This window comes from Pseudomonas sp. FEN (assembly GCF_904067045.1).
Lineage (GTDB): Bacteria > Pseudomonadota > Gammaproteobacteria > Pseudomonadales > Pseudomonadaceae > Aquipseudomonas.
The window spans coordinates 426,421-443,325 of sequence record NZ_CAJFDC010000007.1; the positions used below are offsets into that span (position 1 = coordinate 426,421).

The 16,905-nt window shown below is 62.5% G+C and carries 13 protein-coding genes and 1 pseudogene; 7 read left to right on the forward strand and 7 right to left on the reverse strand.

Annotation, left to right across the window (positions count from 1 at the left end):
- Positions 1-73 precede the first annotated feature (73 nt).
- Together hrpB and PFEN_RS07875 are read right to left on the reverse strand one after the other, a co-directional pair.
- The gene (gene hrpB / locus PFEN_RS07870; RefSeq protein WP_191486307.1) at positions 74-2,596 is read right to left on the reverse strand and encodes an ATP-dependent helicase HrpB; all 2,523 of its coding nucleotides are present in this window, start codon (positions 2,594-2,596) and stop codon (positions 74-76) included.
- A gap of 128 nt (positions 2,597-2,724) precedes the next feature.
- Positions 2,725-3,105: pseudogene (locus PFEN_RS07875) on the reverse strand (DEAD/DEAH box helicase); the annotation flags it as partial.
- A gap of 117 nt (positions 3,106-3,222) precedes the next feature.
- On the opposite strand from PFEN_RS07875, the gene PFEN_RS07880 reads away from it, so the two are divergent.
- Complete coding sequence (locus PFEN_RS07880) at positions 3,223-3,642, forward strand: polyribonucleotide nucleotidyltransferase (protein ID WP_191486309.1); 420 nt, start codon at positions 3,223-3,225, stop codon at positions 3,640-3,642.
- 33 nt (positions 3,643-3,675) lie between these two features.
- Complete coding sequence (locus PFEN_RS07885; protein WP_191486310.1) at positions 3,676-4,563, forward strand: cation diffusion facilitator family transporter; 888 nt, start codon at positions 3,676-3,678, stop codon at positions 4,561-4,563.
- A 4-nt stretch (positions 4,564-4,567) separates the two neighbouring features.
- On the opposite strand, the gene PFEN_RS07890 is transcribed toward PFEN_RS07885, so the two are convergent.
- Positions 4,568-5,746 (reverse strand): DUF6515 family protein, encoded by a 1,179-nt coding sequence (locus PFEN_RS07890; RefSeq protein WP_191486311.1) that lies wholly within the window; start codon positions 5,744-5,746, stop codon positions 4,568-4,570.
- Between the two features lie 456 nt (positions 5,747-6,202).
- On the opposite strand from PFEN_RS07890, the gene PFEN_RS07895 reads away from it, so the two are divergent.
- Both PFEN_RS07895 and PFEN_RS07900 read left to right on the forward strand, forming a co-directional pair.
- Entirely contained in the window at positions 6,203-6,682 is a 480-nt protein-coding gene (locus PFEN_RS07895; RefSeq protein WP_191486312.1) for an Lrp/AsnC family transcriptional regulator, read from the forward strand.
- 237 nt (positions 6,683-6,919) lie between these two features.
- Entirely contained in the window at positions 6,920-7,129 is a 210-nt protein-coding gene (locus tag PFEN_RS07900) for a DUF2788 domain-containing protein (protein WP_191486313.1), read from the forward strand.
- 15 nt (positions 7,130-7,144) lie between these two features.
- Here PFEN_RS07900 and PFEN_RS07905 read toward each other — a convergent pair whose 3' ends face one another.
- The 4 genes from PFEN_RS07905 to PFEN_RS07920 all read right to left on the reverse strand — a co-directional run bounded on the left by PFEN_RS07905 (position 7,145) and on the right by PFEN_RS07920 (position 13,863).
- Positions 7,145-7,711 (reverse strand): pseudouridine synthase, encoded by a 567-nt coding sequence (locus PFEN_RS07905; protein ID WP_191486431.1) that lies wholly within the window; start codon positions 7,709-7,711, stop codon positions 7,145-7,147.
- A 303-nt stretch (positions 7,712-8,014) separates the two neighbouring features.
- Positions 8,015-9,487 carry an AMP nucleosidase gene (gene amn, locus PFEN_RS07910; protein ID WP_191486314.1) on the reverse strand — a complete coding sequence of 491 codons (1,473 nt, stop codon included), beginning with the start codon at positions 9,485-9,487 and terminating at the stop codon, positions 8,015-8,017.
- Positions 9,488-9,738: 251 nt separating this feature from the next.
- Positions 9,739-11,388 (reverse strand): acyl-CoA dehydrogenase family protein, encoded by a 1,650-nt coding sequence (locus tag PFEN_RS07915; protein ID WP_191486315.1) that lies wholly within the window; start codon positions 11,386-11,388, stop codon positions 9,739-9,741.
- A 90-nt stretch (positions 11,389-11,478) separates the two neighbouring features.
- Positions 11,479-13,863, reverse strand: coding sequence for a hybrid sensor histidine kinase/response regulator (locus PFEN_RS07920; protein WP_191486316.1), 2,385 nt, complete (start codon positions 13,861-13,863; stop codon positions 11,479-11,481).
- A gap of 283 nt (positions 13,864-14,146) precedes the next feature.
- Here PFEN_RS07920 and PFEN_RS07925 point away from each other — a divergent pair, with 283 nt between their 5' ends.
- Genes PFEN_RS07925 through hemL form a run of 3 tightly spaced genes read left to right on the forward strand, consistent with a single transcriptional unit; the run spans position 14,147 to position 16,903 of the window.
- Entirely contained in the window at positions 14,147-14,944 is a 798-nt protein-coding gene (locus tag PFEN_RS07925) for a hydroxymethylpyrimidine/phosphomethylpyrimidine kinase (RefSeq protein WP_191486317.1), read from the forward strand.
- A 34-nt stretch (positions 14,945-14,978) separates the two neighbouring features.
- Positions 14,979-15,602 (forward strand): thiamine phosphate synthase, encoded by a 624-nt coding sequence (gene thiE / locus PFEN_RS07930; RefSeq protein ID WP_191486318.1) that lies wholly within the window; start codon positions 14,979-14,981, stop codon positions 15,600-15,602.
- A 17-nt stretch (positions 15,603-15,619) separates the two neighbouring features.
- Positions 15,620-16,903 carry a glutamate-1-semialdehyde 2,1-aminomutase gene (gene hemL / locus PFEN_RS07935; RefSeq protein ID WP_191486319.1) on the forward strand — a complete coding sequence of 428 codons (1,284 nt, stop codon included), beginning with the start codon at positions 15,620-15,622 and terminating at the stop codon, positions 16,901-16,903.
- Positions 16,904-16,905: the final 2 nt, after the last annotated feature.

Here is a 16,905-nt window from a genome sequence, read left to right on the forward strand (position 1 = left end):
GGAGAATGGGCATTGGGTGAAGCGTATATATAGCCCCCAGTGAATGCCATTCCTGGGGGCGGCAACTAACTGATCATTGCTTTCTAGGCTTGGCTCTGGCCGTAGCTTCAGCAACCAATGGATCTTCGGGCCAATAGTGTTTTGGGTATCTACCCTTGAGATCCTTCTTCACCTCCGCATAGGTGCTGCGCCAGAAGTTCGCGAGATCCTGGGTGACTTGCACAGGCCTGCGGGCCGGCGACAGGAGGTGCAGAATCAGCGGCTGCTTACCTTGAGCTATGCGTGGGGTTTCTGCCAGGCCAAACAGCTCCTGCAGCCGCACAGCGAGAATGGGGGGATGTTGCGAGTAGTCAATACGGATGTTCGAGCCGGACGGCACCTGGATCGCCTGAGGCGCATGGGCCTCCAGCTCCTGTGGAAGCGGCCAAGGCAGGAGGTTTCTTACTATCGACGACAGATCCAGCTGGCTGAAATGGCTGAGCCTGGCGACTTTGCCCAGGTACGGCGTGAGCCACTCTTCGAGCGTATCGAGGAGGTTGGCATCGCTGAGATCGGGCCACATGCTCTCTGCCTGGCCACCCTGGATATCCAGCTGACGCAGCAGATCGACCCGCGCTTGCCACTGCCGCAGCTCAGGGTTCCAAGGTAGGAGTTCGATACCCTTGCGCCTCACGAGGTTGACCAAAGCGAGTGAGCGTGCCTGCTCATCCAGACTTGGCAGAGGAGCTGTGGACAGTATCAGCTGCCCAACCTTCAGCTGCCGCTCAGCCTTGAGCACCCCTTCCCTCTCGTCCCAGTCGACTTCATCGACAGACCTTACAAGGTCAGCCAACTCGTCATCGAACAGGTTCGGATCGAGGTCACTCGCCAAGTAGATCCGCTCCTCACGCTGGCCTTGCCGGCTACCCAGGTCGGCCACCACCAGCCACTCGTGCTTGGTGAGAGCATCAGGTTCTGAGAACACTGCAGCCCGCCCGTTGGAGAGGCGATACTCAGATGTACTTGCACGCCTCTGGAGGCCGATCCGGTCAGGGTATGCGAACGCTAGTAGGCATCCCACCCATCTCGGGTGATCGAGCTCGCTAACGGGGCTGGAGGCCTTCCCTCGCAGGAGAGATCGGTACTGCCGAGCAGACTGCTTCACCCGCTGGAAGGAGCCACCGCTTCGACGTGAATGTTGCTCGCCTGACAAGGCACTCAGCCTGGTGTGAAGGTCGGCACCTGCTCCACGTAGGATGTCCTTCTCGCCCAGCAGCGCCGCGATGTTACACCCCAGGTCATCCAGGCCCATCGCGTTGCATTTGATGAGCATGTGAGCGATCCGTGGATGCGCAGGGAGCTCACTCATAGCCGATCCGTGTAATGTGAGCTGACCAGAATCATCGAGTGCACCCAGGCGCTTCAGCAGGTCTCTGGCTTGGGCGAAGGGAGCTACTGGAGGTTGGTCGAGCCAGATCATTTCCTCTGGCTTCATTCCCCACCGGGCCAACTGGAGTGCCAGGGCTGCGAGATCTGCCTGCAAGATCTCTGGGGTGCTGTAGCCGGCCATTTGCTCATGCTGCGACTCCGACCACAGGCGATAGCAAACGCCTGGCTCCAATCGCCCTGCCCGTCCTGCACGCTGGGTAGCGCTGGCCTTCGAGATACGCTGCGTGTCGAGTCGGGTCATACCACTGCGAGGATCGAACTTCGGCACTCGCTCAAGGCCACTGTCCACCACCACCCTGACGCCTTCGATGGTCAGACTGGTCTCAGCGATGTTCGTGGCCAATACGATCTTTCGGGAGCCGCTAGGTGCCGGGTCAATCGCAGCACGCTGAGCGTTGAGATCAAGGTCACCGTATAACGGGCATACGATCACATCAGGACGGTTGCACAGTTGCTCCTTTAGAGACTCAGCAACCCACCGAATCTCTGCCTGGCCAGGAAGGAAAACTAAGATGCTTCCTGGCTGCTCGTTGATGGCTGCCAGGCAGGTGTCTGTGACCCGCGCATCTATACGCTCGCCTGGCTGATATTGGCTACCCCAAACAGTCGAGACCGGATACATCCGCCCTTCGCTGGTGACCACAGGCGCATTATTCAGCACCTTTGAAAGACGAGCGCCTTCCAGTGTTGCGGACATCAGGAGCAGCTTCAGCGGGGACTCATCACACAGCAGTTCGCGGCCACTCAGGCACAGAGCCAGTGCAAGGTCAGAGTCAAGGTTTCGAAGGTGGTACTCATCGAAGATGACCACACCCACACCATCCAGCGCAGGATCATCTTGCAGCCGGCGAGCCAGGATACCTTCGGTGACCACTTCGATCTGGGTTCGCGGGCCTACCTTGCTTTCAAGGCGAATGCGGTAGCCAACGGTTTCACCAACCTTCTCACCCAGCTCACTCGCCAAACGCTCAGCAGCCGCCCGAGCAGCCAGTCGGCGAGGTTCGAGCATCAGGATCTTCTGGTCACCAAGCCAAGGCTCATTCAGCAGCGCCAGGGGCACCCGAGTGGTCTTACCCGCACCAGGTGGCGCTTCAAGGATCACTTCGTTGCGGTTAGCCAGGGCCTCTCGCAGGTCTGGCAATACGAGGTCAATAGGTAGAGAAATCATCGAGGCTCCCAAATCAGGGAGGCAGTATACGACGGGCTCTGTGGAGAGGTGATTCAGCCCAAAGGCTGTGAAGGGAAGGATGGGAGTTTTTGACAAGAAAATGATGTTTTTTGTGCAATCGGCAAAACGTGGAATTCGTCGAAAATCACCAGGCCAACGCCCTCGAGGGCCGGATCGTCATTCAGGCGTCGGGAGAGAATGCCTTCGGTGACCACTTCGATGCGCGTCTTCGGGCCGACCCGGCTTTCCAGGCGGATGCGATAGCCAACGGTTTCCCCGACCTTTTCCCCCAGTTCGCTGGCCAGCCGTTCGGCCGCCGCCCGGGCCGCGAGACGACGGGGTTCGAGCATCAGGATGGTTTGCCCGGCCAGCCATGGCTCGTTCAGCAGCGCCAGCGGCACCCGAGTGGTTTTGCCGGCACCGGGCGGTGCTTCCAGCACCGCTTCGTGGCGTTCAGCCAACGCCTGGCGCAAAGCCGGCAATACTTCATCAATCGGCAACGAATTCATGGTGGCTCCAAAACAGAGAGCCGAGTATAACGGCGAACTGCCCGGTCTTAATCGCGGTCTTAACAACTGATCCAGACGCGGCCTTCACTGGCTTCACGTTTCCTTCAGGAGATACCCATGCGTATTGCTTCCCGCATCATCGGCACCTTGCTGACCGCTACCCTGCTGACCCAACTGAGCGCTTGCGGCTCGATTTTCTTCCCGGACCGCCGTGGCCAGATCGAAGGTCGGATCGACCCGCTGGTCGCCGGTCTCGATGCCATCGGCATCCTGTTCTTCGTCATCCCGGGTCTGATCGCATTCGGCGTCGACTTCGCCACCGGTGCCATCTACCTGCCCCAGGGCAAGACCGCGCAGATCGCCCCGGAAAAACTCCACCAAGCCATCAGCGCCGATGGCCAGGTCGACAACCTCAAGTTGCAGGCGATTCTCAAGAGCGAGTTGGGCCAGACCCTGCCGCTGAACGACCCGCGCCTGATCCAGCAAAAAGGCAATCTGCAACAGCTGGCGATGTACAACCTGCACCCCGCGGCCTGAGCCCGGGGACACTGGAAAAGGAACACCGCGGTCATGACCAGCAGTCCTGAACACGCCCGCCTGTTGCGCCTGGCTACCCGGGCCTCGATGGCGGTGGCCTGCACCCTGATCGTAACCAAGGCCATCGCCTGGTGGCTGAGCGACTCGGTGAGCATGCTCGCCGGGTTGACCGACTCGTTGCTCGACGGCGTGGCCTCCTTTCTCAACCTGCTGGCGGTGCACTACGCCTTGCGCCCGGCCGATAACGACCATCGCTACGGACACGGCAAGGCCGAATCCCTGGCGGGCATGGCCCAGGCGCTGTTCATTGCCGTGAGTGCGATGCTGATCGGCATCCAGGCGTTCGAGCGGCTGAAAAGCCCGGTGCCGCTCGGCGCACCCTGGATCAGCATCGGGGTGATCGTACTGTCCCTGGTGCTGACTGCCGCCTTGTTACTGTTGCAGCACAACGTGGTGCGCCAGACCGGCTCCACCGCCGTGCGCGCCGACTCCCTGCACTATCGCTCGGACATGCTGCTCAACGGCAGCATCCTGCTGGCGCTGGTGCTCGCCGGGCTCGGCTGGCCGCAGGTGGATGCCTGGTTCGGCCTGGGGATTTCGGTCTATATCCTGTGGAGTGCGCTGCAGATCGGCCGGGAAAGCTTCGCGGTGCTGATGGATGAGGAACTGTCGCCGAACATCAGCCAGCACATGCTGGAGCTGGCCTGCGGCGTGCCCGGCGTGCTGGGCGCCCATGACCTGCGCACGCGGATTTCCGGCAACCGCTGGTTCGTGCAGTTGCATCTGGAACTGCCGGGGGAACTGACCTTGTCGGTGGCCCACGGCCTGAGCGACCAGGCCGCCGATGCCATCCATACCGCCTACCCGCAGGCCGAGGTGCTGGTGCACGCCGACCCGCGGGAAGTGCTGGAGCCGCGCTGACGGCTCAGTAGTTGACCTGGTAACCGCGACTGCTCAGGCAATTGCCCTGGGCCTGACGGTAAGCCTGGACCACCGCCGGTGCCGGCGCGTAGGTCACGTTGGCCGGGTCGAAGCCACTTTGCTGCACGGCCCAGCGATAGCAATCCTCGCCATCTTGCTGGACCTGCTGTGGGCTCTGGCCGTTGGCCGGATACGCCACCACGTCGTAGCCATTGCCTTGCGGCTCCGGCGCCACCTGCGGCGCGGCGGCCGGTGGATCGACCACCACGTAGTCCTGGGTATCTTCCTGATAGAGGTAATAGGCGCCAGCCGCGAGGAAGAACAGCGAACCGCCAATCCAGACTTCCCGCGCATAATCGGGCAGGTAGCTGATGCGAATCCCCCGTGGCGGGGCAACGACTATGTAACGCGGTCCCTGCGGGCGATACCAGTAACCGCCGGAGAAGAAATAGTCCTGGCCACGATAAGGCACACGCCAGTTGCGGTCGGGAAAGCGGTCGACTACGTAGCCAGGGCGATATTGCGGGCCGGGGCCCCAACCGTTGCCATGGCCTTCCGGACGCCCCGGCCAGCGACGATCGTCGCGGTGCTCGAAGTTACCGCCGGGACGATTGTTGTTGTCGGGACGCCAGTTGTTGTTCCCAGCTTGCCCGTTCGGGTTGTAGCCGTTGCGCCGGGGAATATCGGAATAGTTGCCGCGCAGCGGTTCCTGGGTCTGGCGCACGCTATCGGGGTGGGCCTGGATCGGCAGGTTGTTCTGGGGCTGCGGTGCCGGACGACTCTGATTGGGGTCGTTCTGTGGCGGGCGGCCTTGCCATTGTCCAGCAGGGTTCTGATCGTGCCGCTCGAAATGCGGGTTGTTTTCCGGACGTACCTGGGGACGAATTTCAGGCGCGGGTGGACGCGGGGCGGGGGCCTGCGGCCGGATTTCGGGTGCCGCTGGCCGCGGTGCCGGGGCCTGCGGCCGGACTTCAGGCGCCGCTGGCCGTGGGGCCGGGGCCGGGGCCGGGGGCCGAGGCTGATTATTTTGCGGATGCGCCTCATTGCCTCCCGGACGCCCTTCGGGGCGATGTTCACCCCCATGTTGCTGATTCTCTTCACCCTGGTTTTCAGCCAGCGCCTGCGCACCGACACTCATACAGAGCAAGCCAACACCTGCCAGACGCCAGATGCGCGATTTCATTCAATTCCTCACTGCGGTTCAGGGCTTAACCATAAGACTGGGAAAGCGGATTCCGGTTCTATGACACTCTACCAGTCACGCAACTTATTTTTACGCCCATTAAAAAAGGGAGACCCGTCGGCCTCCCCTTGAGAACTTCGTCCGTGCTCGACGCTTTTGACGCCGGCTCACCTCACACCGTCTTCTGGACAGTGTGTAGCCCGGTGGCCGGACAACCCTGTGGGATTATCGACCGCGACCCGCCTGATTCGACGGGACGCATTGGACTGGGGTGTCTGTCTCGAATGTGAACGTGCTTGCGAGACAGGACACTTGTCCGGGCAGTGATTCTGGTGATAAGCATAGGCCCGGGGCGACGACACAAGATTGCTAACATTGCTTGAATAAACATGACTTGCGCAATTTTTAACTTCAGATAGATAATTTGCCGCAATAGTTATCAGAAAGGCCCTGACGATGAGCAAACTCGACCGATACGACCTGAGCATTCTGGCGGAATTGCAGCGCGACGCCCGCATCTCCAACCAGGAACTGGCCGAACGTATCGGCCTGTCGCCGTCGCCCTGTTCGCGGCGAGTCAAGCAGTTGGAGGACGATGGTTATATTGCCCGTCAGGTCGCCCTGCTCGACCGCAAGAAGCTCGGTTTGAGCTTGACCGCCTACGTACTGATCGGCATGGACCGGCACACACCGGAACGTTTCGAAAATTTCGAGACGGCGATCCGCAGCTTGCCGCAGGTGTTGGAGTGTAGCCTGGTGACGGGGATGGATGCCGACTATCAGTTGAAGGTGGTGGTGCCGGACATGGACCACTACCAGAAACTGCTGCTGGGACACCTGACGCGCATTGAAGGGGTGACCAGCGTGCGCTCCAGTTTTGTGCTGAACCAGGTGCTCAACAGCACGGAATTGCCGTTGACCCATTTGCGCAGTTGATCGCCGATTGCTTGACCGAATCACCCGATCACCGCGATTACCGGTAGGAGCTTGGCTTGCCAGCGAAGGCGTTCGCATGGGCGGTGCAAGACTCAGGGGCCTCTTCGCGAGCAAGCTCGGCTCCTACAAGTTCTCGGTCGATAGCGGGATCGCTTTATTGCCCGAGATCAGATGCACGTCCGTCCATGGCGTATAATCGGGCGTTTTTTTCACCCCGCCCGCGCTGAAGAGGTTTCGATGGATCCTGCCGTTTTCGAAGAGTGGATGATGACCGGCCTGGTCAGCATCCTGATTATTTTCATGGGTTTTATCGTCTGGGACCTGGCGAAAAAGTCCAAGGCCGGTCGCTTCGGCACCTTTATCCTGTTCTTCGTGCTGGGCCTCGGCATCTTCGCGTTCGTGGTCAAGAGCGTGGTGATCGGGCTGATCGAGTCGGGATCGCTCTAAGCGACACAGGCTCGACTACAGGCGAGCCGGTACTTCCCGCCACTGGCCTTGATCCAGTCCGTCCAGGGTCCAGTCGCCAATGCGCACGCGCACCAGGCGCAAGGTCGGCAAGCCCACCGCCGCCGTCATGCGCCGGACCTGGCGGTTACGCCCCTCGCGAATGATCAGTTCCAACCAGGCAGTGGGAATGCTCTGACGAAAGCGCACCGGTGGGTTGCGCGGCCAAAGCACGGGCTCATCGATCTGCCGCGCCTGGGCGGGCAAGGTCATGCCGTCGTTCAATTGCACACCCTTTTGCAACTGTTCGATCTGCTCGGCGCTCGGCACACCTTCGACCTGCACCCAATAGGTTTTCGCCAATTTGTGTTTAGGGTCGGCGATGCGCGCCTGGAGCTGGCCATCGTTGGTCAGCAACAACAGGCCTTCGCTGTCACGGTCCAGCCGCCCGGCGGGATAGACGCCCGCCACATCGATAAAATCCTTGAGCGTCGCGCGCCCCTCGCCATCGCTGAACTGCGTCAGCACATCGAAGGGTTTGTTGAACAGGATCAGCTTAGGCTCGGCCGGCGCGGCCTTGGCCACCCGACGCGGCGCAACGGGAGTTTTCGCGGCCGAACGACGCGCGACGGGACGGGGTGGACGAGACATGGCAAAGAGGACATCTGAGGATCGGGAGCCGCCATGCTAGGGCGTGTCAGCGGTTATTTCCAGAAGCGCGTCCATTGACTCGCGGGCGATGGCACTCTCAAGGCCGTCAAAAGCTTCGCGGGCAAGCTCCGCTCCCACGGGTTTCGTGTCGTACACAAGACCTGTGATCGACGCAAAACCCGTGGGAGCGGAGCTTGCCCGCGAAGAGGCCCTAAAGACCGCTAAAAATCAACGCCCTTAACGGAACGGCGGCTCGTCAAAGCTGCGCAGCTTGCGCGAGTGCAGCGAATGCAGTTCGGTACGCAGCAGGTCCACCGCCGCAATGCCGATCTTCAAGTGCTGGCTGACCGCCCGCTCATAAAACGCGTTCGCCGAACCCGGCAGCTTGATTTCACTGTGCAACGGCTTGTCCGAGACGCAGAGCAACGTGCCGTAAGGCACCCGCAGGCGATACCCCTGGGCGGCGATGGTGCCGCTTTCCATGTCCACGGCCACGGCGCGAGACAGGTTGATCAACGGCCGCTCCTGGGCCCAACGCAGTTCCCAGTTGCGATCATCGTAGGTCAACACGGTGCCGGTGCGCAGACGCTTCTTCAGGTCGTCGCCCCGTTCGCCGGTGACATTCGCCGCCGCCTGCTGCAAGGCCATCTGTACTTCGGCCAGGGCCGGGATCGGGATATTCGGCGGCACCACGCGGTCGAGAATCCCGTCGCGGCGCATATAGGCGTGGGCCAGCACATAATCGCCGATGGTCTGGGATTGGCGCAGGCCGCCGCAGTGGCCGATCATCAGCCAGCAATGCGGACGCAGCACCGCCAGGTGATCGGTGATGTTCTTCGCGTTGGACGGGCCGACGCCGATATTCACCAGGGTCACGCCATGGCCATCGGCGGCCTGCAGGTGGTAGGCCGGCATCTGGTAACGGTGCCAGACCACCCCGGCCGCCACGGCCTGGGCCTCGCCGTAGTCCATGCTCTGGTCGATGATCACGTTGCCCGGCAGCACCATGCGCACGAAACGCGGGTCGTCACGCAGTTGTTGCAGGCCATGAAGGATGAACTGGTCGACATAGCGATGGTAGTTGGTCAGCAGGATCCACGGCTGCACATGGCGCCAGTCGCTGCCGGTGTAGTGCACCAGGCGGCGCAGGGAGAAATCCACCCGGGCGGCGTCGAACAGGGCCAGGGGCAAGGGCGAGGTGTTTTCCCAATCGTGCAGGCCGTCGGCGATGTCATCGGTGGCGGCCGACAGGTCGGTGCTGGGGAAGACCCGCGCCAGGGCCGAGGCGGTGACGCCGGAGCCGGCCAGTTCATCGCCCTGCTCGACCACGTAGGGGTAGGGAATGTTCTGTTCACTGACGCCCACTTCCACCGTGACGGTGAAGTCGCGCATCAGCGGCACCAGTTGCTCCAGCAGGTATTTGCGGAACGCCGCCGGGTGCGTGACGGTGACGCTGTAGGTGCCCGGCAACTGGACCTTGGCGTAGGCCCGGGTGGTGGCGGGGACTTCACCCTGATAGGTGTAGGTCAGGCGCAATTCGGGGTAGCGGAACAGGGCACGTTGCTCGGCGTCGGGCTCGACGCGGTCCTTGAGGTAGCGCTTGAGCGCCTGGCTCAGGGATCGGGTGGCGCGCTCGTGGAGTTCGGCCAGACGGTCCACGGCTTGTTCGGGGGATTGCACGACAATAAAAGCTTCGGTCACGGAGAGCATCCTGTCTTCTGATGTTGCAGGCCTTCATCTTGCCTGCAACCGCGGCGGACGGGAACAGTGGCTTATCGCTCGCTGCCACAACCTTGTGGCGAGAGGGCTTGCCCGCGCTCGACGGCGAAGCCGTCTAAGCCGCCACCGCGATATACCTGACACTGCGTGGCTGGAGGTTTTGGGGTTGCTTCGCAACCCAGCGCGGGCAAGCCCGCTCGCCACCCTATCCGTGCAGATGCTCAGATATCCGGGTGCCCCTTTCAGAAACCCTGCGGGGTCGAGCGGGCGACAATGGCCTCGACCTTCACCCCACGAGGCAAGGTGCCGTAGACCCGCCCTCCCGTTTCCAGCCGACTGGCGATAAAACCGTCGCTGACCTCGGCATTGCCCGCCTCCAGCAGCAACTTGGCCTGCAATGCCAAGGCGATATCCTCGGTCAGTTGGCGGGCGCGGTACTGGATATCGTCGGTGTCGCTGAACGCCCGTTTCAACTGCTCGATATGCCGGGCCAGGCGCTTGTCGCCGTGGCCGTCGCCCAACTCGCTGAACAGCACTTCCAGCACGCCCGGCTCCTTGGACAGCGAACGCAACACATCCAGGCATTGCACATTTCCCGAACCTTCCCAGGTCGAGTTGACCGGTGCTTCGCGGTACAGCCGCGGCAGGATGCTGTCCTCGACATAGCCAGCACCGCCCATGCATTCAGCCGCCTCGTTGATCATCGCCGGGGCCCGTTTGCAGATCCAGTATTTACCCACGGCCGTGACCAAGCGGGCGAATTTCGCCTCATGTTCGTCCCCCAGGCGATCCAGCGCCCGCCCCATGCGCAGGCTCAGAGCCAGCGCCGCCTCGCTCTCCAGCGCCAGGTCGGCGAGCACGTTCTGCATCAACGGTTGCTCGCTGAGCAGGCGACCGCCGACCAACCGATGAGCACAATGATGGCTGGCCTGGGTCAGTGCCTGGCGCATCAAGGCACTGGAACCGACCATGCAATCGAAACGGGTCATCGCCACCATCTCGATAATGGTCGGCACACCACGCCCCTCCTCGCCGATCATCCAGGCCAGGGCGCCACGGAACTCCACTTCGCTCGACGCGTTGGAACAGTTGCCCAGCTTGTTTTTCAGGCGCTGGATATAGAACTGGTTGCGGCTGTCATCCGGGCGGTGCCGCGGCAACAGGAAACAGGTCAGGCCCTTGTCGGTCTGGGCCAGAGTCAGGAAGGCGTCGCACATCGGCGCCGAGCAGAACCATTTGTGCCCCACCAGTTCATAAGGCTGCCCCGGGCCACCAGCACCGACGGGATAAGCCCGGGTGGTGTTGGCGCGCACATCGGTACCGCCCTGCTTCTCGGTCATGGCCATGCCGATGGTCGCCCCGGTTTTATGGGCGATGCCGATATTGCGCGGATCGTAGTGGCTACTGAGGATGCTCGGCAGCCATTGATCAGCGATATCCGACTGCAGGCGCAGGGTCGGCACACAGGCGAAGGTCATGGTCAATGGGCAACCGGTGCCGGCTTCGGCCTGGCTGTGCAAGTAGGTCATGGCGGCGCGAGCGACGTGGGCACCGTCCTGCGGATCGGTCCAGGGCAACGATGGCAGGCCATGTTCGACGGCCGTGCGCATCAGTTCGTGATAAGCCGGGTGAAACTCCACCAGGTCCTGGCGATGGCCGTACCGGTCATGGCTGACAAACACCGGCTTGTTCTGGTTGGCGAGAAACCCCGCCTCCATCAGCGGCCCGCCGGCCAGTGCACCATAGGCCTCGATACGCGACTCGGCCCAACCGGCACCGAAACGCCGCGCCCACTCCTGCAGCGGTAGGTCGATGCGATAGAGATTGGTCCCGTCCAGCGACGGCGGCTGGTTGGTGACCTCGTGGGTTTCAGCGTATTGATGGAGGTTCATGTCGGGCTCCTTTGAGAAGTGGCTTCGCAGAGAAAGGCCAGGGAACCCAGTGAATCACGCGTGTCGCAGCAAAAAAAGCGACATAAGCGCCTAAATACCGGCGCTTTCACCCTCTATCGGCGTCAACAGACGCAGAGCCAGCAGGTGCTTCAATTCGTCGAAACGCACCGGCTTGGCCAAGGTGTCCGTGACCCCGGCCGCCAGGCAACGCTCGCGCTCCCTGGCGTCGGTCGAACTGACCAGCGCCAGGATCAACCACTCGGCACCGCCGGGCAGCGCCCGCAACTGCCGACAGAGCAACACCGCGTCCGCCGGTTGCGCCGGGCAATCGAGCAACAGGCCATCCACGACCTGCCCATGCAGGACGTCGAGCGCGGCCCGGGCATCACTCGCCGTGAACACCCGATAGCCCAGCTTGAGCAACATGCCGCGCACCACCAACTGGCTGACACTATTGTCGTCTACCAGCAACAGGGTGCACTCACTGGGATGCCGCGCCACCGCCAGCGCAGCCGGGCGCACCGTCCGCGGGATCAGCGCCTTGACCACCACCTCAAGCTGGAAGCGGCTGCCCATGCCAGGCTCCGACTGATGAGTGAGCCGGCCACCCAGCAGGTCGATCAACTGCCGACAAATCGCCAGGCCAATCCCCAGGCCGCCATACTCACGGGTCATCGAACCGTCGAGCTGGAAGAAACGCTGATAGAGCGTGGCTTCATCCAGGTCGACAAAACCGATACCGCTGTCGATCACTGCAAACGACAGGGCCCATTGCTCCTCCGCGACCGGTTTGCCCTGCACCCGCAACACCAACCCGCCTTCACGGGTGAACTTGATGGCGTTGTCCACCAGGCACTCCAGGCACTGGGCGATCTTCTGCGAGTCGCCATACAGACTGTCCGGCACGTCGTCAGCCACTTCAATGGCGAAATGCAGCCCCTTGCCCTGGACGCGTCCGGCGAACTGTTCCTGCAAGCCCTCGAGCAAGCGGCGCAGACCGAATGACTGGGCGCAGACCTTGAGTCGGCCGGCCTGCAGCTCGGTCAGGCTGAGGATGCCATTGACCATGCGCATCATGTCCCGGGCGGAACCGGCCGCTGTCTGCTGGTATTGCGCAAGCTCCGACTCCAGTTCCAGGGTCTGCATCAACTCCAGGGAGCCGATCACACCATTCATCGGCGTGCGCAGCTCATGGGTGACGGTGGCCAGGAACTCGTCCTTGAGACGGTTACTGTTGGCCAGCTCGCGGTTCAGCCCTTCCAGCTTCTGCCCGGACTCGAGCAAGGTCTGCGCCTGCTGCTCGCGCATGGTATTGATCCGGTCGGCCAGGGCCAGGGACAACAACCCGACTTCCAGGGCCGAGCCGATCTGGCTGGCGTACATGGTCAGGAACACGTTCGGCAGGTAGCCCAGCACCATCAGGGTATTGACCAAGCCACCGAGCAGAAACGCCGACCAGGCAATGATGAAATAGCGCGCCACCCGCAACCCGCAATACCAGGCACTGATCCCGGCGACAAAAATAGTCACGGTGAACGCCAGGGCCAGGACGGTCGCCAGGCGCAGGGCCAGGGCATAGCCGGTCATCAACGACAGCGCGGTAACCACTGTGCTATAGACCATCAACAGCAGCAACAACCGGTCCAGCCAGCGACTGTGGGCGGCCGTCAGCAGGAAGCTGCGGGTGAACTGGCAACCGAAGAAGCCTGCCAGGCCGATAAAGAAAGGCGTCGAGGCACTGGCCCACCAGGGATTGTTCGGCCAGAAATACTCCGTCGCGGCGCCGTTGACCGACAGTTGGTAGCAGCCGAACGAGGCGATGTAGAAGATGTAGTAGAGGTAACTGGTGTCGCGCACGCTGAGATAGATAAACAGGTTGTAGACCAGCATCCCCAGCAGCACGCCATAGATCAGCCCCAGGACATACAGGCGCAGCGGCTGGTCTTCAAGGTAGGCCTGCATCGACCAGAGTGTCAGCGGCGCCTGCATCGAACCTTCGGTTTGCAGTCGCAGATAGACGGTCTTGCTTTCGTTGGGGGCGAAATCCAGCTCGAACAGATAGTTGTTCTGCTTGATCGGACGACTGGCGAATGGCAATTCGTTACCGCTACGCTGGGCCAGGCGGTAGCCGCCATTGGCGTCCGGTACATAGAGTTCGATGTGTTTCATCGGCGGATAGGCCAACTCCAGCAACCAGATGCGCCGGACGTTGGGATCCTTGGGCCTGTAGGCCAGGTCGAGCTTCAGCCAGAACGCCGACAGCGAGTAGCCGGCATTGAGCGAGGCTTTGTCATGGGAATGAAACCGCGCGGCCATGGCGGCCGAGGCAACCTGCGCGATATCGGCCTGGCCGCCCGCGTCTTCGAACACCTGCATGACCCGACCCAGAGGCAGGCTCTGAGTGGACTCATCAAACTCGACTGCACTCGCCGACAGCGGCAGCCAGCTCAACAAAATCAGCAGCAAATAGCGCATACAGCCCCAGCATGGTCAATCCAGTCGCGTCAGCAGCCCCCTTCCCTTTGAGATGACGTGAAACCTCATGACCCATTATTCGTTTGGATCCACTCTAGCATAGCCACTGATGGCTAAAACACACCACTGAAATATTTTATCCAAGGCTCTAGAACGGGCGTCCCAGCACACAACGGTGCCATCTGATAAACATTATCGGCCGCCTCGAAAAAAGCTTCAGGGGGTAAATTCAACAGCGGGCGGGCGATCCCGAAAAAAGCGTTTGGTGGTAAGCTCGCGCTCCATGAATACCTACAGCTCCCGTCCCGTTGTCCTCTGTCTCTCCGGCCACGATCCCAGTGGCGGTGCCGGCCTCCAGGCAGATATCGAAGCCCTGCTCGCCCAGGGCTGCCACGCCGCTCCCGCGGTCACCGCGCTGACCGTGCAGGACACGGTCAACGTCAGCGACTTCCGCGTACTCGACCGTGAGTGGGTATTGGCCCAGGCCAATGCCGTGCTCAACGACTCGACCGTGGCGGCCGTCAAGCTGGGCATGCTCGGTTCCCTGGAAATGGTCAACACCGTGGTCGAACTGCTCCAGGCGCACCCGCACCTGCCGCTGGTCTGCGACCCGGTGCTGCGCGCCGGTGGCGGCGGGCGCCTGGGCAAGGACGAGGTCGGCTATGCCATGCGCGAACGCCTGCTGCCACTGGCGACCATCGCCACTCCCAATCTCCCCGAGGCACGCATCCTCGCCGAATTGCCTGAAGGCAGCGCCGACGAATGCGCGGAAAAACTCCTGCCCTTCTGCCAGCACCTGTTGATTACCGGTGGACATGGCGATGAGGACGAAATCCACAACCGCCTGTACAGCCGCGACGGCACCCGCCAGATTTTCAAATGCCAGCGCCTGCCGGGCAGCTATCATGGTTCCGGTTGCACCCTGGCGAGCACCCTCGCCGGACGCCTGGCCCTGGGCGAAAGCCTGGTCAGCGCCGTAAAAACCGCGCTGGACTACACCTGGCGGACCCTGCGTGACGCCGAACAACTGGGCAAAGGCCAGTTCGTGCCGCGACGCCTGCCCCTGGATTTCTGTTCGTAACTTTCAGCGCCCCCAATACCCCGAGGCTGACCCGATGAAACTACGCGGCCTGTACGCCATCACCGATAGCCAGTTGCTGGCCGGCAAGTTCCTGTCTTATGTCGAGGCGGCACTGGATGGCGGCGTGACGTTGCTGCAGTACCGCGACAAAAGCACCGATGAGGCCCGCCGCCTGCGGGAAGCCGAGACCCTGCGAGTACTCTGCGAACGCTACAAGACCCGCCTGATCATCAACGACGACGCCGAACTGGCGGCACGGCTGGGGGTCGGCGTGCACCTGGGCCAGAGCGACGGTCCGCTGACGCCGGCCCGTTCGCTGCTGGGCAGCCGGGCCATCATCGGGGCCACCTGCCACGCGCAACTTGAGCTCGCCGAACAGGCGGCCCGGGAAGGCGCCAGCTATGTCGCCTTCGGGCGCTTCTTCAATTCCACCACCAAGCCCGGCGCGCCGGCCGCCGATGTGGCGCTGCTGGAACGCGCGCGCCCGCGACTGCAACTGCCGATCGCGGTGATCGGTGGCATCACCCTGGACAACGCCGCGCCACTGGTGGCCCACGGCGCCGACCTGCTGGCCGTGATCCACGGTCTGTTCGGTGCCGAAAACACCCGGGAAGTGACCCGCCGTGCCCAAGCCTTCAACGCCCTCTTCACTTCATGACTCTTGAGAGCCTGCCCATGTCTCGTTCTGAAACCCTGTTTGCCAGTGCCCAGAAACACATCCCCGGCGGCGTCAACTCGCCGGTTCGCGCGTTCAAGAGCGTCGGCGGCACGCCGCTGTTCTTCAAGCACGCCGAAGGCGCCTATGTCACCGACGAAGACGACAAGCGCTATGTCGACTACGTCGGCTCCTGGGGTCCGATGATCCTCGGCCACAGCCACCCGGACGTGCTCGATGCCGTGCGCAGGCAGCTGGAGCACGGTTTGTCCTACGGCGCGCCGACCGCCATGGAAACCGAGATGGCCGACCTGGTCTGTGCCATCGTGCCGTCCATGGAAATGGTCCGCATGGTCAGCTCCGGCACCGAAGCGACCATGAGCGCGATTCGCCTGGCCCGTGGTTTCACCGGTCGCGACAGCATCATCAAGTTCGAAGGTTGCTATCACGGCCACTCCGACAGCCTGCTGGTCAAGGCCGGCTCCGGCGCCCTGACCCAGGGTGTGCCGAGCTCGGCCGGCGTCCCCGCGGCCTTTGCCAAACACACCCTGACCCTACCCTTCAACGACATCGCCGCGGTGGCGAAGATGCTCGGCGAAGTCGGCCAGGACGTGGCCTGCATCATCGTCGAGCCGGTGGCCGGCAACATGAACTGCGTACCGCCGGCACCCGGTTTCCTCAAGGGCCTGCGGACCCTGTGCGACCAGCACGGCGTGGTGCTGATCTTCGACGAAGTGATGACCGGTTTCCGCGTCGCCCTCGGCGGCGCCCAGGCTCACTACGGCGTCACCCCGGACCTGAGCACCTTCGGCAAGATCATTGGCGGCGGCATGCCGGTGGGCTGCTTCGGCGGCAAGCGCGAAATCATGTCCTGCATCGCCCCGCTGGGTCCGGTCTACCAGGCCGGCACCTTGTCCGGTAACCCGCTGGCCATGGCCGCCGGCCTGACCACCCTGCGCCTGATCAGTCGCCCGGGCTTCCACGCCGAATTGAGCGACTACACCGCTCGCCTGCTCCAGGGTCTGCAGGAGCGCGCCGACGCAGCGAGCATCCCGTTCGTGACCACCCAGGCCGGCGGCATGTTCGGCCTGTACTTCAGCGGTGCCGACGACATCGTCACCTTCGACGACGTGATGTCCAGCGACGCCGAGCGCTTCAAGCGGTTCTTCCACCTGATGCTCGATGGCGGCGTGTACCTGGCGCCGAGTGCCTTCGAAGCCGGCTTCACCTCCATCGCCCATGGCGAAACCGAGCTGAAACTGACGTTGGATGCCGCTGAAAAAGCTTTTGCCGCGCTGAAATAAAC